Genomic DNA, 23600 nt, shown 5'->3' on the forward strand with positions numbered 1-23600 from the left:
GCCCCATCATGAAGAACCAGGTATCCCCACCTTCGGCACCGCCGGCCAACGTTCACCGGCTGCAGGCCGCGCAGCTTCGACTCGCTGCGGTCGCGCTTCTGACCATGATGACAGGGACGGTGCTCGATGTATTTTTCCGTTACGCTTTCAACAAGCCGTTGCGAATCTCCTACGATCTCGTCGAGAGCATGCTCGTGATCTACGTCTTTCACGGCATATCGAGCGTGTTCCTGGCGCGGCGCAACATCGTGATCGACGTGATCGATTCGCTGGTCAGTCCGCGCATTCTGCGCGTGCTGGCCGTCATCGCCGATATCGTCTCGGTGATGTGCCTGTTGCTGTTTGTCTGGGGGATGTGCCAGCCCGCGATGCAGGCTTTCCAGTACGGCGATCGCAAGCTTGAACTGGGGATGCCGCTTTATGTGTTGTGGGGTTTCGCGCTGGCGGGACTCTTCGGCACCGTCGTCTGCGCCATGGCTGCCTTTGTCTACATTTCCCTGCGCCAGCTACGGAGCCCACAGTGAGCCCAGGCATTATCGGCGCCATCGGCATTGCATCGCTGCTGCTGCTGTTATTCATCCGCATTCCGGTGTGGGCGGCATTGGCGCTGGTCGGCTTTGCCGGCAATTTCATCCTGTCGGGGCTGCCAAGCGCGTTGACCCTGACCGGTACGTCGGCGTTCGATGTGTCGTCCGCCTACACGCTATCGGTCATTCCGCTGTTCGTGCTGCTGGGCGAGGTCGCCTCGAACACGCGGCTGTCGGCCGACCTCTTCAATGCGGCGCGCCTGCTGCTTTCCGGCGTGCGCGGCGGCCTTGCGATTGCCACCATCGCCGCCTCGGCCTGCTTTGGCGCCGTGTGCGGCTCGTCGATCGTCACGGCCGCGACCATGACACGGATTGCCCTGCCGGAGATGCGCAAGGCGGGCTATGACGACAGGCTGGCGACGGGATCGCTGGCCGCGGGCGGCAGCATCGGGATACTCATCCCGCCGTCGATTATCCTGGTGATTTACGCCTCGATCGCCGAACAATCGGTCCCGAAGCTGTTCGCGGCGGCTCTGTTGCCGGGACTGTTGCTGACGGCGCTCTATATGGCTGTCGCGGTCGGCATCGCTTTCGTCTATCCGGACTATGCACCCCGCCAGAAGCGGGCCTCGACGCGCGAACGGCTCAAGGCGCTCGCCGGACCTTGGCAGTTCATCCTGCTGTTCATCGTCACGATCGGCGGCATCTATGCCGGAATCTTCAGTCCGACCGAGGCCGCCGCGGTCGGCGCCTTTGGCAGCATCGTGCTCGGCGCCATCGCCCGCCGCCTGACATGGAGGACGCTGTGGCAGTCGATCGAGGCATCGATCCGGACAAGCTGCATGCTGTTCGTGATCATCATCGGGGCCAACCTTTTTTCATCCTTCATGGTGCAAACCCAGTTTCCGACCATGCTCGCAGACGGCGCCAGTGCCCTGAACCTCTCGGCGCCGGTCGTGATGATCATGATCGTGCTCGCCTATATCGTGATGGGATGCTTTCTGGAAGGAATCGGCATGGTGCTGATCACCGTGCCGGTATTCCTGCCGCTGGTCGTCAAATTCGGCTATGATCCGATCTGGTTCTCCATCCTCGTGGTCATCGTCGTCGAAGTCGGACTGATTCATCCGCCGGTCGGCATGAACCTGTTTGTGATCCAGGCGCAGGCGCCCGATGTCCGGATCACGAGCATCTACCGCGGCATCGTTCCGTTCCTGATCGCGCCGCTCGTCCTCATTGTCATTCTGTTCCTGTTGCCCGGCCTGGCGCTGTGGCTTCCCAAACTCCTGTACGGCTAAGCCCATGACCAATGTCCTTGTTCTCGAAGCCCATGCCGAACCCTATGCCGGCGGTCTGCGCGGTGAATTCCGAGACCTGAAGGTTCAGGTGGCGCGATCGGCGGCCGATACCCATGTCGACTATGGCAAGGTGGAGATCCTGGTTGCGTTCGGCATGGACGTGACGGATCCACTGTTTGCCCGGATGCCTGCATTGAAATGGGTGCAATCGTTGGCGACCGGCGTCGATCATTTCCTGCGCAGCAAAACCCTGTCTGCCGAGGTGATCCTGACGAGCGGTCGCGGCATTCACGGGCCGGCGATGCGGGAAACCGTCCTGCATCTGATGCTGTCGGTCGGCCGTGACAGCCTCGGATTGGCCAGCGACAAGGCCGGCCGCCGCTGGGATCGTCGTCCCTGGTCACTGCTTGCCGGCAAGACCGCGGTCGTCGTCGGCACCGGCGTCGCCGGTTCGGCGATCGGCTTGCTGCTGCAGGCACTGGGCATGCGCGTGGTCGGCGTCAGCCGTACGCCTCGCGACGCAGAGGGATTCGATAGCGTGCTATCCCAAGGCGAATTGAAGGAGGCCGCCGCAATGGCGCACTACCTCATCAACGTCCTGCCCGGCGACCCAGCAAATCGAAACCTGGTCGGTCGCGACGTCTTTGCGTCGATGAATCCGCGCGCCCATTTCATCAATGTCGGGCGCGGGGAAACCGTCGACGAGGCCGCCCTCATCGAGGCTCTGCACGATCGCAAGATCGCCGGCGCCGGCCTCGATGTCTTCGCCACCGAGCCGTTGCCGGCCGAAAGTCCGCTGTGGGCTCTGCCCAACGTCTTCATCACGCCGCACACTGGCGGCCTGTTTCACGAGTACCAAGAGATGGCGATGCCCCTGATTATAGGCAATATGCGCGCGTTTCTCTCCGGCCGGACCGACCAGATGACGAACGTGATCGATCGCTCACCTCTCGCAGCAAAGGTGCATTGACATGACCATCGTGATAGATCCCGCCAGCCGTATTCTGACCCGGATTTCGCAAGCTGAACTGACGCGGCGCTGGAACGAGGTTCGTCGCGTCATGAAGGATCGCGACATCGACGCTATCGTGATGCAAAACACCAACGACTGGCTGGGCGGCTACGTAAAATGGTTCACCGACCTTCCCGCCAACAACGGCTATCCTCGCACCGTGGTTTTCCACGCGGAGGCCCCGATGAGCCTGGTCGAGATGGGACCGTCGAATGCCCGGCGAGCCTTCGCGGCTGACGAAACACTGCACCGCGGCGTCGGCGAGATGCTGCATACGCCATCATTTACGTCGATCGGTTATACCGATCTTGATGATGCCCGGCTGACGATCGATGCGCTCCGCCGTCACCGCCATCATACCATCGGCCTCGTCACACCCGGGGCGCTGCCTTACGGATTCGTCGCGGCGCTAAAGGACCAGCTTGGCTCGACCTCATTCGTCGACATCACCGCTGATATCGACGCCATCAAAGCCATCAAGAGCGACGAGGAGATCGCGCTTATCCGGCGTACCGCCCGGCTGCAGGACGAGGTCTTCGCAGAAGTTCTCAAGGAGATTCGTCCGGGATTGCGGGACATCGACGTCACCTCTATCGCCCAGCGCAAGGGCCAGATCCTCGGCAGCGAGCAGGGTATCTTCCTCGGCGGCTCCTCCCCGCTCGGAACCCGGTCGCCCTTCGTCCCGCGCTACATGCAGGGCCGGACGCTTCAGAGAGGCGACCACCTCTCTCTGTTGATCGAAATTAACGGACCTGGTGGCTTCTATACGGAAATTGCGCGAACGATCGTCCTGGGCAAGGCCACCTCGGAGCTGACCGACGCGTTCGCCGCCGTCAAAGCCGCCCAGGCCTACTCGCTCAGCCTCATGAAGCCCGGCGTATCCGTCAGGGACATCTTCGCCGCGCACAACGTCTATATGAAGCAAAACGGCATGCCCCAGGAAACGCGGCTTTATGCGCATGGCCAGGGCTACGACATGGTGGAGCGGCCGCTCATCCGGCAGGACGACGATATGGAGCTGCGGCAGGGCATGTGCCTCGCCGTCCACCCCGGCTATGAGACCCCCTCTCTGTTCGCGGTGATTTGCGATAATTATGTGATCGAGGAAAACGGCGTCGGCGAATGCCTTCATCAAACGAAGAAACAGATCTTCGAGGTCGACTGACCGGGTCGACGGCTGGGATCACTCCATGATGGCTCATTCCATCACAGATTCTCCTTGGCGTTCATCTGAGGCGACAGCAGCAGGAAGAGAACAGCGCTGGCAACCAACGCAAGTGCGTAGGCAAGGAGCCCGGGCGCGTAGCCACCGAGGTAAGTTCGACTGAGCGGCAGTACAGTTGCACCGAGTGCTGCTCCGAACTGGAACACGGCGAAGATCAGCCCGTAGACGCGACCAAAGATGGCGAGCCCAAAGAAGCGCTTTACAACATAGCTCAGCACATCGAATTCGGCGCCATAGATCGCACCAATCAGGATGGCGCAGATGAATTCAACGCCCCAAGCGGATCCGATTGCATAAAGGCTGCAGGCAACCGCCCCACCGACGCAGACGATGCTCATCAGCTTCTTTGCCGCGACATAGTCCAGCAGCACTCCGGTCAGAAACCGACCGATCAGCACCGACAGACCAAAGACGGACTGAACTGCAGCCGCATGTGCCGGGGTTGCTCCACCGTCGAGGTGCCGTCCGGAATGCGGTTGGAATTCAGTGTGGTGCATTCTCCGGGAACATGAAGGTATCGTTTCAGGCGGCGAGGTCAATCGGCTGATCGATGGGTTTTGTGGCGAGCGTCTGCCAACCATCAACCTTGCGCATGTTGATCTGACCGAGGCGAGCAGTGCCGATGCCGGTATACCAATCGTGGGCCGCCCTGTAATAGGTGCGCCGGTAAGGTGCGCCGCCGGCCGCGCCCATAGCCGCCATCCACATGCGGATCTCTTCGCAGCCATTGCCCGCCGTATGGACGAAGTCGGTCGCGTACGAGATCGTGCCGTCGATATCGCCGTCTTCCATCAGGCCGAGGAAAGTGCGGTCGAACTCCTCGTTCACCATGCCCATTCGAGGCGTGGCGATGTCATGGCTAATTCCGCCTAATGCCATTACGATCATAATATGAAATTACGATCGTACGTCAATGGTGATTTTCCCGTCCATGCTGTGTTGCCGGACACATGTTCGTGAGGCGCCGATGACACCGTTGATCGAGGGGAGCAATCAACCGTTCGACGAATGACCATCAGTGACGCAGGGCCTGCACACACCCTCTATTCGCGCTTTCAACCCGCGGCGCGATTGCTGGCCTACGTCATACCGAAGCAGGGGACGGCGTTTGTCGGGTCGAGTAGATGACTTCTGCATTGGGTCAATCGCTACACGAGCGACGGAGCGGCAAGTCCGGCCACGTCAGCTATACCGCCGAAGCGGAAGCAGAGCGTAAGCCGCTCCGCCATAGGCCAATGCGGGTTGATGGCGCTGCTCGCGGGTGCCGCCGACTAAGAACCGTTAACTAACCCCGTGCGCGCCGCAACGCGGCTTCCAATCGCTCCTTCTCCTTATCCCAGCGGGCTTCTTCGGCTTGCAATCTCTTCTCAAGAGCCTCGATCTCGGAATGGATGGTGATGGCCCGCTTGGCGCGCCCCTGCCCGGCCTTGTCCAGCGCAGCCTGCGCCTTGTCGATCGCCTGCTGACGGCGTTTACGCTCCTTCTGCTTGGCGGCCTCTTCCTTCGCCCGTTCAAGCTCGCCGCGCGACTGCTCTCGTTCGTAGCCGAGAGCGGCCTTCCGCTCCGCAGCCTTGTCGACGGGGCGAGACGAACGCTTCTTCGCCTTTGGGCCTTTCGACTTGCGGGCGGCTTTCCTTGGTCCACCGACGCCAAGATCGGTGGGCAGCTCGGCATGTTCGTTGAAAGGCCGGTCGGTGCCAACCGGGCGCCTGAGAACGACGCCGGGCTTTGCCATGGTGGCGGCGATGACGTCCGGATCGTGGCTCTCCTTCGCCGCACCCTGATGGAAGAGATTGCTGTCTGCGCCCAGGCTTCCAGAGCCGCTTTCATGGAGGGAGCGGCCATCGCCAGATCGAAGAAGCCCAGCGAAGTCTGGTAGGTCTTGAGTTTTCTCGCCATCTGTTTCGCCGCCCTCCCCGATCATCAACGCCCGCGCTATTGGATTGTCCCGGCGCATGACGGAACATGGCGCGGCCGTGGAGCGTTCCTTAATCCTTGAAGGACGTCCATGCATTACGCAACGAGTTCTGAAGGATTGGCCCGCGAATGAGCCGGACGTCGACCCTGCCCAAGCGCCTGTAGCCGATGCTCGCTACGCTCACCGACGCGCCGTTCGACGACCCCGGCTGGGTTTTCGGGGACAAGTACGACGGCTTCCGGATGATCGCGGTCATCCGGCGGGGCAAGGTTGCGCTCTACAGCCGCAACGGCAAAATCATCAGCCGCAGTTATATGGAGGTCGCCAAAGCGCTGGAGGGCGTGAAGGGCGACGCTGTGATCGATGGCGAACTCGTCGCGATCGGAAAGGACGACGTCTCGCATTTCCAGCTGCTCCAAAATGCGCTGCGCCATGAAGCGAAGCTCCTGTATTGCGCTTTCGATCTCATATTTGAGAACGCAGTGGACTTGCGCAGGCAGCCTCTCCTTGAACGCAAGAAGCGGCTGAAGGCGATTCTACCGCGCGACAAGCTGGTCGCCTTCAGCGCGCTCACCGCAAAGGGGATGGTACCAAATTCTTCTCCGAGGCGGAGCGGAAGGGTTTGGAAGGCGTCATGGCGAAGCGCGCCGACAGCGCGTATACGTCCGGAAGCCGGACCCCGGATTGGCTGAAGATCAAGACGGTAAAGCGACAGGAAGTGGTGATCGCCGGCTTCACAGCGCCCAGACGCACCAGGCCGTTCTTCGGCGCCCTGGTCCTCGCCGTGCGGGAAGACGACGCGTGGCGCTACATCGGACATGTAGGCACTGGCTTCAGCCACAAGGTCCTGGAAGACCTTCACGCCAAGCAGGTGAAGCTGGCGGCTCCCAAATCACCCTTTCCTGCCAAAGTGAAGGACGAGGCCGCCACGTCCTGGGTCAGGCCCTCGCTGGTTGCCGAGGTCCAATTCGCGGAGTGGACGGGCAAGGGCGAACTGCGTCAGCCCGTCTACCTCGGACTCAGGTCCGACAAGCGGGCGAAGGACGTCGTGCGCGAACGAGAACGTTCACGTAAATAGCGATCCCACCGCGGCGGTGGTTCAGTCGCCTCCAAGGTCGTGGATTTCCGGTCGTATGCCCTCAGGCGTGACTTCGAGCGTCGCAAGCGTGATCGGCAACTTGAAGCGCCGCCGTCCCGCGCTGCCGGGATTCAGGTAGAGAACGCCGCCGACCGTGTCGAAGTTCGGTACGTGGGAATGCCCTGAGACGATCACGTCGATGCCGGCGCCGGGATCGACCTGCAGCGTCTTCAGGTCGTGCAGAACGTAGATCGACTTTCCCGCCAGGCGCACGAGTTTCGTGTCGGGGTATTCGCGGGCCCACTCGCCGCTGTCCACGTTTCCACGGATGGCGGTGACGGGCGCGATCCGGCGAAGCGCGTCGACAATCTCGGGGCGCCCGATATCGCCGGCGTGAACGATGTGATCGACGCCCGTCAGGCGTCGTTCCGCCTCGGGCCTCAACAGGCCGTGCGTGTCCGAAATGATTCCAATCTTGAACATCATTTCCCGGCGCTCTCACCCGCGATCGCCAAAAGACGATCGAGAAGCTCCATTTGTCCGGACAGCATCTTCGTTCGTGCGAACTCGATATCGAACCATTCTGCGCGGTCGACTTCGGGAAAGTTCTGTCGCCGACCGCTTCGGGGCGGCCATTCGATATCAAAAATATTGCTCGCCAGTGTCGCCGGGTCAAAATGTCCCTCTCCGGCGAATGCGATGACGCGTTTGCCTCCTCGCTGGCGAACCTCCCCTAAGGCCTGCAGCCGACCAATCGAGGCGCTGGTGCCGAGTTCCTCGGCAAACTCACGTCGCGCGGCCTGCTCTGGATCTTCCGCGGCATCGATTTCACCCTTCGGGATGGACCAGGCGCCGTCGTCCTTCTTGCGCCAGAACGGACCGCCGGGGTGAACGAGCAGAACCTCGAGCCCGTGAGCGCCTTTCCGGTAGGCCAGAATGCCCGCGCTCAATGTCGATCGCCTGGTAGTCTTTGTCAGCGCTGCCATATCGCTTCCAGTTTGCGACGCAAATCGAGGCTGAGCAACAGCGCAGGATCCGAGGCGCGACGTTTGGCTATTTGCGCAGCAACGAACGTTCGAAACAGGCTAGTAGCGCAGCAGGCCCCGGATATACCTCGACGCATCCGGCTTGCCTCAGCGAGCTCTCAGCAAAGCCGCCGCAAAGCACGCCGATGGTCGCGATGCCAGCCTTCCCCGCCGCTTCAGCGTCATAGGGCGTGTCACCGATCGCGACAGCGTCGCCGCCTTCGATCTTGAGCTTCTCGAGCACGATCTCGAAGATATCCGGTGCGGGTTTGGATTCTTCTACATCGTCCGAAGATGTTTTCAGGTCCACCAGGTCGGCGATGCCTGCGATGTCGACCGATCCATCTCGAAGAGAGCATCCGGAGCATGATCGTGTCCAATAACCACGCGCACGAAGGCTATCGCATGCTCTTTGACCATGTCGGACCTCACAATCCTGATGGCCCTCAGAACATGGATCGGGTTCTGGGTCTATGTACCAGCGAGCTAACTGCAATTCTCATTCGCTTTCTCGCCGGTCGCGAAGAAGAACCAGTTCGTGATGAGCTTCGTGATTTCGATTTTCCGCACGAACTGCCGGAACTCGATCCCGCTCGCTGGTCTATCCAAGACATCCAGAATGCCAAATACGACCTGCAAACCATTGCAATCCAGGCGTCGGACTGGCAGCTCAGGCCGCCGCCTCCCGCTGCGCCAGGGGACACTTTGGAGGGCTGACCGCGGCTGCCCCTCGTTGAAACGACCGCCTGCAATATGCCCGTTATCCCGCCGGGCGAGACAAGCCCAGCGAATCGCGCAAGGTCGAGCCGTCGTACTCGGTCCGGAACAAGCTACGGCGCTGCAACTCCGGCACGAGGCCGTGGACCAGTTGCTCCAGGCCCCCTGGAAGATATGGGACCTGCAGCATGAAGCCGTCGCAGGCACCGGCCTCGAACCACTCCTGCATGCGGTCAGCCACCGTGCCGGGCGTGCCGGCGAAGCCGCTGGTGGTTCTCCCCGCGCCATAACGCTGTCCCAGATCCGCGAGGCTCAGGCCCGAACGACGCGTCAGTTCGGAGACCTCCCGGTAGTGCCCTTCGACACCGGGCACGTCGAGATTCTCGGGCAGGACCTGATCCTGTGGGAAGCGCGAGAGATCGACGCCGAGATGATAGGACAATGTCGAGAGGCCGGACTCCGGATGCGACAGTTCATGGAGTTGGTCGTGCAGCGCCTTGGCCTGTTTCTCCGTGTCGCCGATCACAGGGACGATGCCGGGCAGCACCTTGATCGTATCGGGGTCTCGACCGAAACACACCGCGCGAGCGCGCAGGTCATTGCGGAATTCGACAGCGACGTCGATCAGGCCTGGCGTCACGAAGATGACCTCCGCCCATCGCGCAGCAAAGTCGCGACCACGATCCGAAGCACCGGCCTGGATGAAGACCGGGCGTCCTTGCGGCGGCCGGCTGACATTGAGCGGGCCGCGCACGTTGAACCATTTGCCGGAATGATCGATCCGGTGCACCCGTGCAGGGTCGGCGAACAGCGGTGTCTGGCGATCGCGAACCAGCGCACCATCCTCCCACGAATCCCATAGCTTGGTCACGACCTCGAGAAATTCGTCAGCGCGTTCGTAGCGCCCCTCGCGAGACAGCTGCTCAGTCAGGCCGAAATTGCGAGCCTCGGCCTCCTGGAACGAGGTGACGATGTTCCAGGCGGCGCGACCGCCGCTGAGATGATCGAGCGTCGCGAGCGCGCGCGCCAGGACATAGGGCTGGGCGTAGGTTGTCGAAATGGTCGCGCCAAGACCGAGATGCTTGGTCGCGCCCGCGATGATCGAGAGCACCACCAGCGGATCGAGCCGCAGCGCGCCCAGCGCGCCGTACCGCAGCTGGCTGTCCAGGCTGCCGCCTAGCGTGTCCGGGATCGCGAGGATGTCGGCAATGAACAGAAGGTCGAACCGCCCCTGCTCCAGCAACCGCCCGATGTTCTGATAGTAGACAGCGGACAGCAGGTCGCCGTCGGCATCCGGATGCCGCCATCCGGCGTGGCTTCCGGAGACGGGACCTGCGGAGACAAAGGCGGCAAGATGCAGTTTCTTGTCGGGCATGGATCAGCTCACAGTCCAGGAGATCTCGACGGGACCGCCGCGCTTCAGCGTGTTGTAGATCGGACAGTTCGCGGTGAAGCCAGCGACCAGCGTCTCAGCCTCGCCCGCCGTCACGCCGGACAGGCGCACGGCGATGCGAATCCATTCGTACTGGGTCGGATCGGTCGCGTGACGGCGGAATGAGACTTCGGACCTGGCCTCGCGCAGCACGATCCCCTGCTCCTTCGCGGTCTTTTGAATGAGCCCGAGCGAGCAGCTCCCGAGCGACGACAGCAGTAATTCGCCGGCGTTGATCGCCTCACCGGGGCCACCGATGGCGACGCGCTGGTCCGAAACGAAATGGTTCCGACCCGCGCTGAGCAAATAGCGGCCAAACTGGCCGATGGTGGCAGAGGTGATCGATACCGTCTCGCCGCTTTGAGCGTTCATGATGTTTCTCTCGTGTTACCGGCGTGGCCGCTTAGGCGCCGAGCTCCAGCGCAACGGCCTTCTTTGTCGTGTCGAACTGCGTGCCAAGCAGGAACGATCGGACGTCGACCTTGTTCGGAAGCACGCCGAGCGCCTGGAAATTGTCGGCGAGATCCTGAGTCGACGCTGCCGCCGCATCATCGATCGGCTTGAGCGCAACCGCGGTCGACTCCGACAGCCTGGCATCGCGGACAAGCTTCTCGTAGACGGCCTGCTCGGTCCCGTTCGGCGGAAAGCCGCCCTGCGAGGCCCACAGCGCAACGGACTCGGCCGGATGCGCGAAAATGTAGGCCTGGGTCTCCCGGATAATCTTCACGAACCTGGCGAAGAGCTGCGGATATTTCACCGCGACGTCACTGCGCGCGACGTAGAAGGCGTAGTCGTAGGTCTTCACGTCAGGCAGCAGACGTGCCTTGCCGCCGAGCTTTGTCAGCGCCAGCGCCGTGGCCGGCTGCCAGTGAATCCAGCCGTCGATGCTTCCTTGCGCGAAGGCCGTGAACGCATCCGCACCGCTCAGGCTGACGGCCTGGACGTCAGACAATCGCAAGCCGGCAGTCTCCAGATATTTGATCAGGCTGTAAGTCCCGGTCGTACCGTTCTGATGGGCGATCTTCTTGCCTTTCAGATCGGCCGCCGTCTTGATCGGCGAGTTGGTCTGCACCAGGAAATCGACTTCATCGACTGGCAGCGGATAGGCCGCAAGCGGCACGATCGGTACGCGCGCAGGAACGGCGTTCACAACCGCGGTTGCGGTTGCAAACGTGAAATCGACGGAGCCGGCCTTGATCGCCTCCATAACCGGCAGCGACGCGGTAAAGCCGGGTTGCCAGACGATCTTGGTGCCGAGCTCCTGCTCGAGATTGCGGCCACCCACGCCTGCGCGCAGCGATGCCCAGACGCCGGTGCGGCCGTCTCCGATGACCGCGACGGTCAGTTGCGACGGCGCCGGCTCGGCGGCTTTCGCGCGCGGCATTCCACCTAAACCTGCGGACGCCGCAGCAAGTCCCGCGCCGACCGACAACACCGTTCGCCGGGAGATACCAATGCGATCGCTGGTCGAGCCATTCAAAGTCATGTCGTCATCCTTTTGTCTATTCATGCAACGGCAGCCAAGTCGCGCTCGGCCGTCAGCAGACCGTCGAGCAGTTCCTCCTTCAGGGTCGCCAGCACCGGATCGCTGCGATGCCGGGGACGCGGCTGATCGAAGATCAAGTCGCGTGCGATGCCTCCATCCTTGACCAGGAGCACGCGATCGGAAAGCAACAAGGCTTCCTCGACGTCGTGCGTTACCAGCACGACGGTGCGGGGCCGTGCGACGAGCAACTGCTCCAGCAGCAACTGCATCGCAGCGCGGGTGATGGCGTCGAGCGCGCCGAACGGCTCGTCGAGCAGCAACAGGTCTGGCTCGTGGATCAGCGCCCTCGCCAGCGCCACGCGCTGGCGCTGGCCGCCGGACAGTCCGACCGGAAATTCACTTTCGCGCCCCTGCAACCCGACTGCGTCGAGGATACGCCCGGCGTCCTGCTTCCTGCCCTTGACGCCCAGCAGCACGTTGCCGAGCACGGTCCGCCACGGCAGCAGGCGATCCTCCTGGAACATCAGGCGCACGTCAGCCTTGTGGCCCGTCGCGCGAAGCTCGATGAGACCGTGCGAGGGCGCGTCCAGACCTGCCACGAGGCGCAGAAGTGTCGACTTGCCGGCTCCGCTCGGCCCGATGATCGAGACGAATTGGCCGGCGGCGATGTCGAGATCGACGCCGTTCAGGACCGTGCGGCCGGCGAACGATTTGCCGACCGAACGCAGGCTGACGCTGGCTCCGCTCATGCCTTCAGCCGATCCGCATAGTTCGGATGCCAGCGCAACAGACGCCGTTCGATCACACGCGTGACGAGATCCGACAGCCAGCCTGCGATGGCGTAAAGGATGATGGCGAGCACGATGATGTCGATGCGCAAAAGCTCTCGGGCATTCTGCACGAGGTATCCGACGCCGTCCCGCGACGCGATCGTTTCCCCCACGACCAGGGTGAGCCAGGCTACGCCGAGCGCATAACGCATGCCGACCAGGATCGGCTGCAGCGCCGCCGGCAGAATGATCGACCAGACCAGTTCGGCGCGGCCAAGCCCGTAGGATCTTCCGAGTTCGATCAGTTTGGGATCGACGTTGCGGATGCCCCCGACCGTGTTGATGTAGACCGGGAAGAGCGAACCCATCGCCACGAGAATGAGCCGCGGCTCCTCCCCGATGCCGAACCAGAGGATCATCAGCGGGACCAATGCCAGGTGCGGAATGGTCCGGATCATCTGCAGCGACCGATCGAAAAGATCGTGCAACAGCTCGAACAACCCGACGGCCAGGCCGAACAGCAGCCCACCAAGGGCACCGATGCTGAAGCCGATGGCGACCCGGCGAAGGCTGACAAGGACGTCGTGCTGCAATTCGCCGCGCTCAGAAAGCTGCCGCGCAGCGTCCCAGATGTCGGAAGGAGCGGGCACGATGGCTGTAGACACAATTCCTGTCGCCGACAGGAATTGCCAGACCAGAAGCAGGCCCAACGGTAGAAGCCAGGGTAAAAAAAATGAGCGCCATGGCAGACCGCGCACGCTCGATCCCGACATGCCCGACGGACGCGCAACGTCGGCCACCACCGTCACCACGGATTCACAGGGAAATGGTTCCGTGCGACCGGCCGCCGGCGACGCCGTCGCATCGGCAGGCCCGGAAAGTAGCGACGCATCCGTCATGAAATCGAACTTGCTCCGTCTCACCTGAGACGGCGTCACCTTCGCAAACTCCGGCGCGCAATTCGATGGTAGTAAAATTCAATTTTCGCTTGCCGGCATCAGTGCCGTTCTACTGCGCTCCGCCTTTTGCAGAATGTCTTTTCAATTTGGCGATGCGTCACGCGACATAATGCGATCGAGAGGATCGTCTCGAAGCTGAACCCGGCCCAACGCGCGAGCGAGGCGACAACAGTTGCGGTGTTCGGTCGCAGACTGCCCCCAATCGCGCGCATTCGCGCTGGAAACGAAGCAGCTATCACGCTCACTGCCCCGATCCAGAGGCATTTGTTGTCCGTCTCGTGCGAAATTTGGAATGGCCACGCCTCTTCATTTCGCTTCTCCTGTGCATCTTCTCAGATCCGAAAAATGTGACCCGATCGACGCCGCCGATCATCAGGAGCTATCCATGACCGCACGCTTCTCTTCGCTCTCGCCTTCCCGGCGACGCCTGTTGGTCACCATCTCCGCAGTGACGGCCGCCGCCTTGACGACAATGGCGGGTCTGTCTCAGGTTCACGGTGCGGGCGGTCAGAAGAATGGCGGCGACATCACCTTCCTGATCGACTCGCTGGGCAGCACCTGGATCCCGAACAACAGCTCCATCTCCAGCTTCCAGGGCCACATCTGGGGCCATGTGACCGACAAGCTCGTCTATGTCGACGCGGACGGCAAGGTCAGCCCCTGGATCGCCGAGAGCTGGGAGCAGAACAACGACGCCACCCAGTTCACCCTGCACCTCAAGAAGGGAGTGACCTTCTCCGACGGCACGCCGCTCGACGCTTCGGCGGTCGTCGCCAACCTCGACATCTGGTACGCCGGGCGACGAAACGAGGGCATCAACCCGGTTGGCCTCTTCCCGAAGACCTACGACCGCGCCGAGGCGGTCGACGCCAACACGGTGAAGGTCGTATTCAGGGCGCCGACGCTCGGCTTCATCCCGACCCTCGGCTACCACGGCTCGATCCTCATCTCTCCGAAGACGATCGCGCAGCCCGCTGCCCAGCAGGCCGACCTTGCGAAGACATCCGGCAGCGGCCCGTACCAGGTCGCGTCCTGGAAGGAGGGAGACTTCGTCAAGCTGGTCAAGCGCAAGGACTACAATTGGGGTCCTGCAGCCGTCGGCCACACCGGCCCGGCCTTCCTCGATTCGATCACCTACAAGCTGGTGTCCGAGCCATCGCTGCGGGTCGCCGCCGTCCAGTCCGGCCAGGCCGAAATCGCCTACAACGCCTCGCCGCAAGAATTGAAATCGCTCAAGCAGGCGGGCTTCACCGTCGCGACGCCGCGCTATCTCGGCTTCGTCAACGGCCTGGCGGTCAACACCAAGCTGGAGCCGTACAACGATGTGAAGGTGCGCCAGGCCCTCCAGGCCGGAATCGACCGGAAGGAAATCCTCGACACCGTCTACACACCCGACTGGAAGCCGGCGACGTCGTTCATCCAGAGCAACGTACCCGGTGCAACCGACCACAGCGACCTCCTGGTCTACAATCCCGGCAAGGCCGAGAAGCTGCTCGACGAGGCCGGCTGGACCAAGGGCGCCGGCGGCATCCGGACCAAGGACGGCAAGCAGCTGACGCTGACGCTCTACTCCAACCCATACCTCGCGACTGCGAAGTCGATCGACGAACTCATCGCCCAGCAACTCGGCAAGATCGGCTGGAAGGTCACCATCCGGGCCTATGACGTCGTGACGTTCGGCGAGAAGGTCAGGTTCGGCGGACCGGCCGTGCCGGCCTACGAGGTGACGCGCAGCTTCATCGACGCCGGCACCGTGGCCAGCATTCTCACCGACGCCAACAACGGCGAGAACTGGTTCAACCTCGGCGACAGCGACAAGAAGCTAAACGACCTGCGTGACAAGATCGCCAGCGCCGCCTCGACCGAAATTCGCAATCCGCTTCTCGACGAGTTGCAGACCTATGTGCTCGAGCAGGGCTACTTCATCCCGCGCACGCAGATCGTTCAGCGCATCTACGTGCAGTCCCCCAGGCTGAAGGGCGAGGTCTACAACGGCATCGCTTACGCCAGCTATTACACGGCCACGATAGGCGAATAACGATGCGACCGAGCGGCGTGAGAAGGAGGCCGGCATGAGCAATGCCTATTTGCGCTATGCCGCAAAGCGCCTCGCTCAGGCTGTCGTCGTCATCCTGCTGGCCTATGTCTTCACCTTCGTCGTCGTCAGCATCCTGCCGGGCGACCCCATCACCAACGTCCTGCGCGACCCGCAGAACGGGTTCACCGAGAGCCAGATCAAGGAGATCATCGCCGCTCAGGGCCTGGACCGGCCGATTCCGGTCCAGCTATGGACGTCCTTGTCCAACTTCGTGACCGGCGATCTCGGTCTGTCGATGCGGTCCAACCGGCCCGTGACGACGCTGGTCGCCGAGGTGCTCCCCTCGACGTTGCTCCTCGCGTCCGCGGCTTTTGTCATGGCGCTGCTGCTGGCGGTGACGATCGGCTACGGCACGCAGTTCCTTCCGAAGCGCTTCGGCGGGGGCCTGCTGCGGGGCTTCCCGTCGTTGTTCCTGTCAGTGCCCAACTTCGTGATCGGCCTGGTGCTGATCCACGTCTTCGGATTCCAGCTCGGCCTCTTCCGCGTGATCGATCCCAACAGCTTCTGGGCGACCTTCTTCGCCGCGGTTGCGCTCGGCGTCCCCGTCTCCGCACGGATCGCCGAGGTGCTGATCGCGAACCTCGACAACGAATCCGAGCAGGAGTACGCCGCGGTCGCGCGCGGTCGCGGTCTCACGCAGATGCGCCTGTTCGCCAAACACCTGCTCAAGCCGTCTTCGCTTCCGGTCGTCACCGTGATCGCTCTCGCCATCGGCGAGCTGCTCGGCGGCTCGCTGATCACCGAGACGGTGTTCGGACGCACAGGCATCGGCAGCCTGGTGCAGCGTTCGGTGAGCACGCAGGACCTGCCCGTCCTGCAAGCAGTCGTCTCGCTGGCCGCAATGGTGTTCGTGCTCGTCAACTTGATCGCCGACCTCGTCTACCCCCTGCTCGACCCGCGCGTGAAGCTGATCGGCGGTCGCAAGGTTCGCCCGACCACCGCTGACGACAGCTCCGCTGGCATGTCCCATGCGATGACATCATGACTCTCGCTTCCTTCCCCTCCGCATCGCGGGTCACGACGATCAGCCGGCTGACAGCCTTTCGACTGCCGCCGACTGTCGTGCTCTCGTTCGCGGTCATCGCGCTCGTGATTGCATGGTCGCTCGCACCTGGCTTGTTCACGAGCCATAGCCCGGTCATCGGCGTCCCCGCCGACAAGCTGCTTGGCCCCAGCGCAGCGCATTGGTTCGGCACCGACCATCTGGGCCGCGATCTCTACACCCGCGTCGTCTATGGCACGGCGTCATCGGTGACGAGCGCACTCATCGCCGTCGTCATCGCCACTGTTACCGGCGGCCTCATCGGCCTTTTGGCCGGCTTCCTCGGCGGCTGGGTCGACATCGTACTTGCCCGCCTGGTCGATGTGCTGCTGGCGATCCCGAACTTCCTGTTGGCGGTCATCGTCGTCACCGCCATCGGTTTCGACACGACGAACGCAGCGATCGCGACCGGCGTGTCGGCGGTGGCCGTGTTCGCCCGGGTGATGCGTTCGGAAGTGATCAAGACCCGGCAGGCGACGTTCGTCGAGGCGTCGTTGCTGCTGGGCGGCTCGCGCTGGCATATCCTGCTGCGACACGTGCTGCCGAACGCATCACGCTCGGTGCTCCCGCTCGCCGTGCTGCAGTTCGGCCTGTCGATCCTGGTGATCGCCAGCCTCGCCTTCCTCGGCTACGGCGATCCGCCGCCGGCCTCCGACTGGGGTCTGCTGATCTCGATCGGCAAGGACTACCTCAAATGGCCGTGGCTGGTGTACGCGCCCGCCTTCGTCACGATCGCGACCGTCCTCTCTGTGAACAGGATCAGCCGATGGCTGCGCAAGACAGACTGACCACCCAGCCCGCTCGCGCCGAGATTACCGCGCCGATCCCGCTGCGGTCGATTCCGCTGCTCCGGGTCGACGGCCTGTCGGTCTGCTACGGCAAGCAGGAGGTTGTTACCAAGATGGGGTTCGAACTCGGCCGCGGCGACAGCCTCGCCCTGATCGGAGAGTCCGGCTCGGGCAAGTCGACGATCGCCCGCGCGGTCCTTCGGTTGCTCCCCAGCGGTGGCCACGCCACCGGCCGCGTCGCGTTCGACGGCCAGGAGGTTCTGGGGATTTCCGAGCGTGGCTTCCGGCCGCTGCGGGGGCGCGCCATCGGGTTCGTCCCGCAGGACCCCGCCAACGCACTCAACCCGGTGCGCACGATCGGCGCTCAGGCGCAAGAGGCCGCCGCGCTGCTCGACGAGCCCGACAGGGCGATCCGCAAGCAGCTCATATTAGACACATTCGCCCAGGTGGGGCTCGACAATCCACGGCGCGTCTACGACTCCTACCCGCACCAACTGTCCGGCGGCATGCTCCAGCGTGTGCTAATCGGCCTCGCAATTCTCCCGCGGCCATCACTGCTAGTCGCCGACGAGCCGACTTCCGCGCTCGACGTCACGATCCAGAAGCGGATCCTCGACTTGCTCTCGCGGCTACAGCACGAACTGAATATCAGCCTGCTGCTCATCACCCACGATCTGGCGATCGCAGCCGAGCGGGCGAATTCGCTGGTGGTGCTCAAGGACGGCGTCATCCAGGAAGCCGGCAAGACCGCTTCTGTCTTCTCCGCGCCGGCTTCAGTCTACGCAAGGAAGCTGCACGCCGACGTCCCGGCGCTCAACCCCGACCGCTACGCCGCGCTGCGCGACCCCGGCTTCCGTTCGCTTGGGACTGACGCTGGCGAAGCACCCAAGATCGAAGTCAGCGCCGTCACGAAGACCTTCACTGTCGATGGCAAGACGACGACCGCCGTCGACAATGTGTCGTTCTCCGTCCCGGCTGGCACCACGCACGCGCTGGTCGGCGAGTCCGGTTCGGGCAAGACCACGGCGGTGCGGCTGCTGCTTGGCCTCGAGCAACCCGACACCGGGACCATCTCGGTCGCCGGGGAGCAACTCACCGGCCGCTCGCCCGGTGAGTTGCGCGCGGCGTGGCGCCACCTTCAACTCATCTACCAGAACCCATTCACTTCGCTCGACCCGACCTGGACCGTCGAGCGGCTGGTGCGCGAGCCGCTCGACCGGTTCAAGATCGGAACCGACAAGGAGCGGGTCGAGCGAGTCCGTCAGTCTTTGGCCGATGTCGGGCTCCGCGAGCATTTGCTCACCCGCAAGCCGGGAGCCCTGTCAGGCGGCCAGCGCCAGCGCGTTGCGATCGCCCGATCGCTGGTGCTCAAGCCCGACGTGATCGTGCTCGACGAACCAACTTCCGCGCTCGACGTCACCGTTCAGGCCGGCATCATCGAGGTCCTGCTCTCGCTGCAAGCCGACCTCGGCCTGACCTATGTCTTCGTCTCTCACGATTTGGCCCTGGTGCGCCAGTTTTGCCATACCGTCTCGGTGATGCACCGCGGACGCATTGTCGAACACGGGACCGTCACCGACATCTTCGACAATCCCCGACAATCCTATACGAGGTCGCTGCTGGCTTCGATTCCATCAGGTGGCGCCGGTGTCGCACATGGGGCGCAGCCGCGCCCTCGGCTGGTCATGGCTGCCGATTGATCGAGCGACGTCGTCCTGGATTGCAGCAGACGTTCGCAGGCGCGCTCATTCATCATCATCGAGCGCGAGAACGGCGAAGCTCGCGAGCCAGTGCTCTCCCATATAGTGCTCAGCGAGATGGGGAAGGCCTGCGGCCAGATGCTCCTGCGCCGCGTCATGAGCAACGGCGCGACGGATGTCGCCTGCCGGCAAGGCGTCACCGAGAGAACGCCAGCACCAGGCCCGGCTGAGATTGAGGCCATCAAGATGGGCGATCTTGCCGTCGGTACGATCGGTCACCGTCGCGGGCCGGAACAGCGTTGCCGGCTGCCCCTCGGTGAGTCGCGGCAGAAACCGATCGAACCAGGGCAGGAACGCATCCGGGGTCAACAGGCGCCGCATGCACTCGGCCTCGATGAGAGCGGAGGACTGGAAATCGTCGCCGCTCGGCTCACCCCAGGCCGGGCAGTCGCTGTCCTCACCGTACCAGCGCAAGCCAGTCTCCCGCAGTAGCGCGACCAGCGATTCATCCTTCTTGATCCCGGCATAGTCGGCCGCCATCCGCAGGCCAAACGCTGTGTTGAAATGCGTGCCGACGCGGACCGGATAATGCGCCAGCGGCAGAAAGTCGCGAAAGCGCTGCGCGATGACCTCGGCCAGCGGTGCGAGATTGCGGCTCCAGCGATCGTCGGGGTGGAGTGCGAGCTCGGTCGCGAGCTTCAGGAGCCAGCCCCAGCCATAGGGCCGCTTGAAGCCGCGGGCAGTTGGGCGAACGAAGTAAGCACGCTCGGCGGCGACCTTGTCGGGCACGAATTGCGTATCGAACAGAGCGCGGATGTCGGAGCCCGGCGCAAAATCAGGATAGCGGCGCAGCAGTCGCGCCAACATCCAGTAGCTGTGGACGCAGGAGTGCCAGTCATAGCTGCCGTAGAAGATCGGGTGCAGCTGGCTCGGCGTACGAGCGTCCGACGGCTCAGCCAGCGCGTGGTCCACATTGTTGGGATATTCCCGCCTGACATGGCCGAGTGCGATGCGAGCGAAGTGCTGGGCGTGGTCGAGGGTGAGATCGGGCGTGGTCACGGCTTGGCCTTTCTAGTGTGTCGGCCGATCAATGTTTCGATCAGGCGCGGCAGGAGGTAGATCGGAAATTGCGTCGCGGCGAAGTATAAGGCCACGCGTGGCGAGGCGGCAGCACCGAGCGCCGACCAGACCAGGCCGACATTGCGATTACCGAGGATAAGGCCGATCATCAAGCGCTGGCTCAGATTGCCCGGCAGCAGAGCGGCGCCCGCCATTTGAAGGGCGATATTGCAGGCAAAGGCGAGTCCAAGGCAGAGCGTCGCGGCTTGCACATCGGCCGCGATCTGCGCGCGAGTGCCGGCCATGGCCGCAACGGCAAAGACGAGGAGCGCCGCGACGATGACCGCGTCGACAACCCCGCCATGGGCCGCCAGCATCGAGGCCGCGTGCCGACGGACGAGGAAAGCCACGCCTTCGGCGCTGCCGATCAACAGCGCCAGCCGAATCGCGAGTTCGAGCGCACCGATCTCGAGTCCCCCGAACCAGCCCGCAAGAAGCGGCACGGTGATCGGGGCCAGCACCATGGACAACACCGTCACCACGAGCGGCACCGCGCCGTCGAGCCCTAGCATACGTGCCACCGCCGCCGTGCCGCTCGATGGCGGTGCCGAGACGGCGAGCACGACCGCAAGCGCGATCTCCGGACCGAGACTTAGAGCGTGTCCGGCAACACCGACCAGCAGCGGACAGGCAACCATGACGATTGCGGGCAACAGCACGGAGAGCGATGGCTGCCGCAGCGCGGCGATGACAGCCTGGCTGTCGATCCGCAACAGCTTCCAAGTACGATCAGGAAGATCGTGGCCGGCATCAACGGGTGCGCCAGATTCGCGAGAGCTGGAAAGACCAGTCCAAGCAGGACGCCAAGCGCCAGCAATGTCGGTCCGCGCGGAATGAGGCGCAGGAGTGAAGGTCGCATACGCCTCGTCCAGTCGTGTTCTCTCGCAACAGGATCACGCCTGGCGTCATTCTTGAAATCGATTATTACCATATCTATCATTGCTCACATGAATTTAGCTTCCATCGATCTCAACCTCTTGGTCGCCTTCGAGGCGCTGATGGAGGAGCGACATGTGACCCGCGCTGGAGAGCGCATCGGCCTGGCGCAACCATCGATGAGTAGCGTATTGACGCGGCTGCGCGCCCTGTTTGGCGATGAACTGTTCGTGCGCTCGGCCTCCGGCATGCAACCGACGGCCAAGGCGCTCGCGCTGATTCAACCGATCGGCGACGCGCTGGCGCAGATCAGGGGCGCGCTCGCACCCACGCCAACGTTCGATCCCGCGACAGCTCGCCGTCGCCTGTCCGTTGCGGCAACCGATTATGGCGACCTCGTCGTGGTGCCACCACTGGTTAAGGCGCTGCGGCGGGCGGCTCCGGGCATCGATCTCTTGGTGCGTCCCATCATCGATCCCGTCGCGAGCGTCACGAGCCTGGAGCGCGGCGATGTCGATGTGCTGATCGGCGGCCATCTTCCCGCTTCCCCGCGCGTCACCCGATGCACACTGTTCACGGAGAACTTCGTCTGCGTTCGTGACACCAAGCGCGCCGAAGGGAAAGCCCGACTCACGAAGGACGATTACGCGCGTCTTCCGCATGTGCTGTTCTCTTCCGCAGGCGGCGACGGGTTACCGGGCGCAATCGACACGATGCTGGCCCGGCACGGACGCAAGCGCCGGACGGCGGTTACGCTCGCCCATGTGGTCGCGGTGCCATTTGCAGTTGCCGGAACCGATCTCGTGGCGACCATGTCCGAGCGCATCGCGCGCCGCTTCGCGAGGACCGCCGGCGTATCCATCGTTCCGGTTCCTTACGATGTGGAGGCATTCACGATCGATCTGCTCCACACCCGCCGCGCCATGGCAGATCCGGCCCTGCGCTGGTTCATCAAATTGGTCGGTCGTGTTTGCAGGGAGCTTTGACAAGATCGTTCCGGTAAACGGCACTTCAACAGAGTGTCATCCCTCTTTTTTGGCCCGCGACGAGAATATAGAACTTGTCTGACAATCAACGCATTTGAGCGGTAGAACCAAAACCGATCCTGCAGCGTTAATCGGCTGATCAGTGGGGCGGCACGATGGGTCCGGAAGGGCGGCATGCGATCGTCATCGGCGGGGGCGCCAGTGGCGTTCTTCTCGCCTTTCAACTCCTGAAGACCAATCCGTCTGATCTCTGCGTGACGCTGATCGAAAAGCGAGCGGAGATCGGACGCGGACTTGCCTATCATGCAGGCAATCCCGAACATCTCCTCAACGTGCGCGTGACCAATATGAGCGCACTGCCCGACGAGCCCGAACATTTTTGGAATTGGCTGTGCGGCCGGCCCGATGGGCCGCTATGCCCAGATCCCTACTGCTTCGTTCCACGGCAGACCTACGGGGACTATCTCGCCGATCTGATCGCGCCGCTGAAATCGCATGATACGCGTCACGGCCTCACCATCGTGCATGGCGAATGCGCGGCTATCCGGGAAACTCCCTCCGACGTCGCAGTCACCCTTGCAGACGGAACATTCGTCACCGGGAGCACGGCCATTCTCGCGACCGGCCATGACGCCGCGGCCCCGCTGCTGGCTGGCCATGCCGAGCCCTGGACCTCACCCAAAGAGGCCGGCATCAACACGGAAGCCACCGTGCTCATCCTCGGCACAGGTCTCTCGATGGTCGACTATGTCCTGTCGTTGCTTCGCTACGGACACGAGGGGCGGATCGTCGCAATGTCGCGGCGCGGCCTGCTGCCGAAGGCCCACCGGCGGGTCGATCCCATGCGCTTCGCCGAGCACGAGATACCGTTCGGCGCGGAGATCGGGCCGCTGCTACGCTGGTTTCGTCGCCGTATCGAGCTGCACGTCGCCGAGGGCGGTGACTGGCGCGGTGCCATCGATGCGATCAGACCTTTCACTCAGCGGCTTTGGCAGGAGCTGCCATTGAGCTCCCGGCGCCGTTTCCTGGAACACGCTCGCGCCTGGTGGGATGTCCATCGCCACCGCACCGCGCCGGAGGTAGAGACTCGCATCGCGGAAGCTCTGGCGGCAAAGCGGCTGACGGTCATCGCCGGCAAGCTCGCCGCCTTCACTCCGAACCCCGACGGTGCGCTCGTTCAATACCGCAGACGCGGCCAAAGCGAAACGTCCGAGCTGCAAGTCGGAGCCATCATCGACTGCACCGGTATCGTCCGCGACCCCGGCGCCTGCACCAACCCGGCCGTCCGCAGCCTGCTCGACCAGGGCCTTGCCCGCATTGATCCCCTGCGCATCGGTATCGACGTCACACCCGACTGCGCGATCGTCAATCGTGACGGATCCCCCTCGCGTCGTCTTTACGCCGTCGGCCCGCTGACGCGGGCCGCGTTCTGGGAGATCATTGCCGTTCCCGACATAAGGCAGCAATGCGCGGAACTGGCAGGGCGGCTCCGTAGCCATTCGCTTTAAGTCACAGGGCGGAGAGCGAACTTCGCCGTAAGCGGT

Annotated in this window: 21 protein-coding genes and 4 pseudogenes; 12 read left to right on the top strand and 13 right to left on the bottom strand. The window is 63.2% G+C overall.

Going from position 1 to position 23600, the window contains the following annotated elements; translation table 11 throughout:
- The first annotated feature begins 8 nt into the window (after nucleotides 1-8).
- From IVB46_RS05000 to IVB46_RS05015, 4 genes are read left to right on the top strand one after another with little or no spacing between them, the layout of a single operon-like run.
- Nucleotides 9-524: a TRAP transporter small permease subunit gene (locus IVB46_RS05000; protein ID WP_247302735.1), complete on the top strand. Its 516-nt coding sequence runs from the start codon at nucleotides 9-11 to the stop codon at nucleotides 522-524.
- The gene (locus IVB46_RS05005) at nucleotides 521-1825 is read left to right on the top strand and encodes a TRAP transporter large permease (protein WP_247302737.1); all 1305 of its coding nucleotides are present in this window, start codon (nucleotides 521-523) and stop codon (nucleotides 1823-1825) included. Before IVB46_RS05000 ends, IVB46_RS05005 begins: the two co-directional genes overlap by 4 nt.
- A 4-nt stretch (nucleotides 1826-1829) precedes the next feature.
- Complete coding sequence (locus IVB46_RS05010; RefSeq protein WP_247302739.1) at nucleotides 1830-2795, top strand: D-2-hydroxyacid dehydrogenase; 966 nt, start codon at nucleotides 1830-1832, stop codon at nucleotides 2793-2795.
- Between the two features lies 1 nt (nucleotide 2796).
- Nucleotides 2797-4002, top strand: coding sequence for a M24 family metallopeptidase (locus IVB46_RS05015; RefSeq protein ID WP_247342200.1), 1206 nt, complete (start codon nucleotides 2797-2799; stop codon nucleotides 4000-4002).
- 41 nt (nucleotides 4003-4043) lie between these two features.
- On the opposite strand, the gene IVB46_RS05020 is transcribed toward IVB46_RS05015, so the two are convergent.
- From IVB46_RS05020 to IVB46_RS05030, 3 genes and pseudogenes are all read right to left on the bottom strand, one after another.
- The gene (locus IVB46_RS05020) at nucleotides 4044-4559 is read right to left on the bottom strand and encodes an MFS transporter (RefSeq protein WP_247302743.1); all 516 of its coding nucleotides are present in this window, start codon (nucleotides 4557-4559) and stop codon (nucleotides 4044-4046) included.
- Between the two features lie 169 nt (nucleotides 4560-4728).
- Nucleotides 4729-4950, bottom strand: a pseudogene (locus IVB46_RS44830) (2,3-dihydroxyphenylpropionate 1,2-dioxygenase); the annotation flags it as partial.
- 397 nt (nucleotides 4951-5347) lie between these two features.
- Nucleotides 5348-5961: pseudogene (locus tag IVB46_RS05030) on the bottom strand (cell envelope biogenesis protein TolA).
- Nucleotides 5962-6147: 186 nt separating this feature from the next.
- Here IVB46_RS05030 and ligD point away from each other — a divergent pair.
- A pseudogene (ligD, locus tag IVB46_RS05035) lies at nucleotides 6148-7058 on the top strand (non-homologous end-joining DNA ligase).
- 21 nt (nucleotides 7059-7079) lie between these two features.
- Here ligD and IVB46_RS05040 read toward each other — a convergent pair.
- The 3 genes and pseudogenes from IVB46_RS05040 to IVB46_RS05050 form a co-directional block, all read right to left on the bottom strand.
- Complete coding sequence (locus tag IVB46_RS05040; RefSeq protein ID WP_247302745.1) at nucleotides 7080-7544, bottom strand: metallophosphoesterase family protein; 465 nt, start codon at nucleotides 7542-7544, stop codon at nucleotides 7080-7082.
- Nucleotides 7541-8044 (bottom strand): NUDIX domain-containing protein, encoded by a 504-nt coding sequence (locus IVB46_RS05045; protein WP_247302747.1) that lies wholly within the window; start codon nucleotides 8042-8044, stop codon nucleotides 7541-7543. Before IVB46_RS05045 ends, IVB46_RS05040 begins: the two co-directional genes overlap by 4 nt.
- Before the next feature lie 67 nt (nucleotides 8045-8111).
- A pseudogene (locus IVB46_RS05050) lies at nucleotides 8112-8417 on the bottom strand (HAD-IA family hydrolase); the annotation flags it as partial.
- A 32-nt stretch (nucleotides 8418-8449) separates the two neighbouring features.
- Between IVB46_RS05050 and IVB46_RS45045 the strand changes: the two are divergent.
- Complete coding sequence (locus tag IVB46_RS45045; RefSeq protein ID WP_247303113.1) at nucleotides 8450-8800, top strand: hypothetical protein; 351 nt, start codon at nucleotides 8450-8452, stop codon at nucleotides 8798-8800.
- 43 nt (nucleotides 8801-8843) lie between these two features.
- On the opposite strand, the gene IVB46_RS05060 is transcribed toward IVB46_RS45045, so the two are convergent.
- The 5 genes from IVB46_RS05060 to IVB46_RS05080 are packed head-to-tail and all read right to left on the bottom strand — an operon-like array spanning nucleotide 8844 to nucleotide 13387.
- The gene (locus IVB46_RS05060; RefSeq protein ID WP_247342202.1) at nucleotides 8844-10175 is read right to left on the bottom strand and encodes an LLM class flavin-dependent oxidoreductase; all 1332 of its coding nucleotides are present in this window, start codon (nucleotides 10173-10175) and stop codon (nucleotides 8844-8846) included.
- A 3-nt stretch (nucleotides 10176-10178) separates the two neighbouring features.
- Entirely contained in the window at nucleotides 10179-10604 is a 426-nt protein-coding gene (locus IVB46_RS05065) for an OsmC family protein (RefSeq protein WP_247302751.1), read from the bottom strand.
- A 31-nt stretch (nucleotides 10605-10635) separates the two neighbouring features.
- Nucleotides 10636-11718, bottom strand: coding sequence for an ABC transporter substrate-binding protein (locus IVB46_RS05070; RefSeq protein WP_247302752.1), 1083 nt, complete (start codon nucleotides 11716-11718; stop codon nucleotides 10636-10638).
- Nucleotides 11719-11738: 20 nt separating this feature from the next.
- On the bottom strand, nucleotides 11739-12467 hold the full coding sequence (locus tag IVB46_RS05075; protein WP_247302754.1) for an ABC transporter ATP-binding protein: 729 nt from the start codon (nucleotides 12465-12467) through the stop codon (nucleotides 11739-11741).
- Nucleotides 12464-13387 carry an ABC transporter permease subunit gene (locus IVB46_RS05080; protein WP_247302755.1) on the bottom strand — a complete coding sequence of 308 codons (924 nt, stop codon included), beginning with the start codon at nucleotides 13385-13387 and terminating at the stop codon, nucleotides 12464-12466. Before IVB46_RS05080 ends, IVB46_RS05075 begins: the two co-directional genes overlap by 4 nt.
- Nucleotides 13388-13832: 445 nt before the next feature.
- On the opposite strand from IVB46_RS05080, the gene IVB46_RS05085 reads away from it, so the two are divergent.
- Genes IVB46_RS05085 through IVB46_RS05100 form a run of 4 tightly spaced genes read left to right on the top strand, consistent with a single transcriptional unit; the run spans nucleotide 13833 to nucleotide 19075 of the window.
- Nucleotides 13833-15485 (top strand): ABC transporter substrate-binding protein, encoded by a 1653-nt coding sequence (locus IVB46_RS05085; RefSeq protein WP_247302757.1) that lies wholly within the window; start codon nucleotides 13833-13835, stop codon nucleotides 15483-15485.
- A 34-nt stretch (nucleotides 15486-15519) separates the two neighbouring features.
- On the top strand, nucleotides 15520-16530 hold the full coding sequence (locus tag IVB46_RS05090; RefSeq protein WP_247302759.1) for an ABC transporter permease: 1011 nt from the start codon (nucleotides 15520-15522) through the stop codon (nucleotides 16528-16530).
- Nucleotides 16527-17375 carry an ABC transporter permease gene (locus IVB46_RS05095; protein WP_247302761.1) on the top strand — a complete coding sequence of 283 codons (849 nt, stop codon included), beginning with the start codon at nucleotides 16527-16529 and terminating at the stop codon, nucleotides 17373-17375. The genes IVB46_RS05090 and IVB46_RS05095 overlap by 4 nt, the downstream gene beginning before the upstream one ends.
- Nucleotides 17354-19075 carry an ABC transporter ATP-binding protein gene (locus IVB46_RS05100; RefSeq protein ID WP_247302763.1) on the top strand — a complete coding sequence of 574 codons (1722 nt, stop codon included), beginning with the start codon at nucleotides 17354-17356 and terminating at the stop codon, nucleotides 19073-19075. The genes IVB46_RS05095 and IVB46_RS05100 overlap by 22 nt, the downstream gene beginning before the upstream one ends.
- 45 nt (nucleotides 19076-19120) lie before the next feature.
- Here IVB46_RS05100 and IVB46_RS05105 read toward each other — a convergent pair whose 3' ends face one another.
- Nucleotides 19121-20134, bottom strand: coding sequence for a DUF2891 domain-containing protein (locus IVB46_RS05105; protein ID WP_247302765.1), 1014 nt, complete (start codon nucleotides 20132-20134; stop codon nucleotides 19121-19123).
- A complete protein-coding gene (locus IVB46_RS05110; protein ID WP_247302767.1) occupies nucleotides 20131-20907 on the bottom strand; it encodes a hypothetical protein in 777 nt (258 codons plus the stop codon). Before IVB46_RS05110 ends, IVB46_RS05105 begins: the two co-directional genes overlap by 4 nt.
- Nucleotides 20908-21105: 198 nt before the next feature.
- Here IVB46_RS05110 and IVB46_RS05115 point away from each other — a divergent pair, with 198 nt between their 5' ends.
- Both IVB46_RS05115 and IVB46_RS05120 read left to right on the top strand, forming a co-directional pair.
- Nucleotides 21106-22056 (top strand): LysR family transcriptional regulator, encoded by a 951-nt coding sequence (locus tag IVB46_RS05115; RefSeq protein WP_247302769.1) that lies wholly within the window; start codon nucleotides 21106-21108, stop codon nucleotides 22054-22056.
- A 155-nt stretch (nucleotides 22057-22211) separates the two neighbouring features.
- Entirely contained in the window at nucleotides 22212-23564 is a 1353-nt protein-coding gene (locus IVB46_RS05120) for an FAD/NAD(P)-binding protein (protein WP_247302771.1), read from the top strand.
- Nucleotides 23565-23600: the final 36 nt, after the last annotated feature.

It is taken from the genome of Bradyrhizobium sp. 61 (genome assembly GCF_023073075.1).
GTDB classification, from domain to species: domain Bacteria; phylum Pseudomonadota; class Alphaproteobacteria; order Rhizobiales; family Xanthobacteraceae; genus Bradyrhizobium; species Bradyrhizobium barranii.

Bases quoted from the DNA above. Each gene is read 5' to 3' on its own strand.
- IVB46_RS05100 (WP_247302763.1), top strand. From the start codon at position 17,354: ATGGCTGCGCAAGACAGACTGACCACCCAGCCCGCTCGCGCCGAGATT.
- IVB46_RS05095 (WP_247302761.1), top strand. From the start codon at position 16,527: ATGACTCTCGCTTCCTTCCCCTCCGCATCGCGGGTCACGACGATCAGC.
- IVB46_RS05090 (WP_247302759.1), top strand. From the start codon at position 15,520: ATGAGCAATGCCTATTTGCGCTATGCCGCAAAGCGCCTCGCTCAGGCT.
- IVB46_RS05120 (WP_247302771.1), top strand. From the start codon at position 22,212: ATGGGTCCGGAAGGGCGGCATGCGATCGTCATCGGCGGGGGCGCCAGT.
- IVB46_RS05075 (WP_247302754.1), bottom strand. From the start codon at position 12,467: ATGAGCGGAGCCAGCGTCAGCCTGCGTTCGGTCGGCAAATCGTTCGCC.
- IVB46_RS05065 (WP_247302751.1), bottom strand. From the start codon at position 10,604: ATGAACGCTCAAAGCGGCGAGACGGTATCGATCACCTCTGCCACCATC.
- IVB46_RS05060 (WP_247342202.1), bottom strand. From the start codon at position 10,175: ATGCCCGACAAGAAACTGCATCTTGCCGCCTTTGTCTCCGCAGGTCCC.
- IVB46_RS05070 (WP_247302752.1), bottom strand. From the start codon at position 11,718: ATGACTTTGAATGGCTCGACCAGCGATCGCATTGGTATCTCCCGGCGA.
- IVB46_RS05040 (WP_247302745.1), bottom strand. From the start codon at position 7,544: ATGATGTTCAAGATTGGAATCATTTCGGACACGCACGGCCTGTTGAGG.
- IVB46_RS05085 (WP_247302757.1), top strand. From the start codon at position 13,833: ATGACCGCACGCTTCTCTTCGCTCTCGCCTTCCCGGCGACGCCTGTTG.
- IVB46_RS05045 (WP_247302747.1), bottom strand. From the start codon at position 8,044: ATGGCAGCGCTGACAAAGACTACCAGGCGATCGACATTGAGCGCGGGC.
- IVB46_RS05000 (WP_247302735.1), top strand. From the start codon at position 9: ATGAAGAACCAGGTATCCCCACCTTCGGCACCGCCGGCCAACGTTCAC.
- IVB46_RS05020 (WP_247302743.1), bottom strand. From the start codon at position 4,559: ATGCACCACACTGAATTCCAACCGCATTCCGGACGGCACCTCGACGGT.
- IVB46_RS05080 (WP_247302755.1), bottom strand. From the start codon at position 13,387: ATGACGGATGCGTCGCTACTTTCCGGGCCTGCCGATGCGACGGCGTCG.
- IVB46_RS05010 (WP_247302739.1), top strand. From the start codon at position 1,830: ATGACCAATGTCCTTGTTCTCGAAGCCCATGCCGAACCCTATGCCGGC.
- IVB46_RS45045 (WP_247303113.1), top strand. From the start codon at position 8,450: ATGATCGTGTCCAATAACCACGCGCACGAAGGCTATCGCATGCTCTTT.
- IVB46_RS05015 (WP_247342200.1), top strand. From the start codon at position 2,797: ATGACCATCGTGATAGATCCCGCCAGCCGTATTCTGACCCGGATTTCG.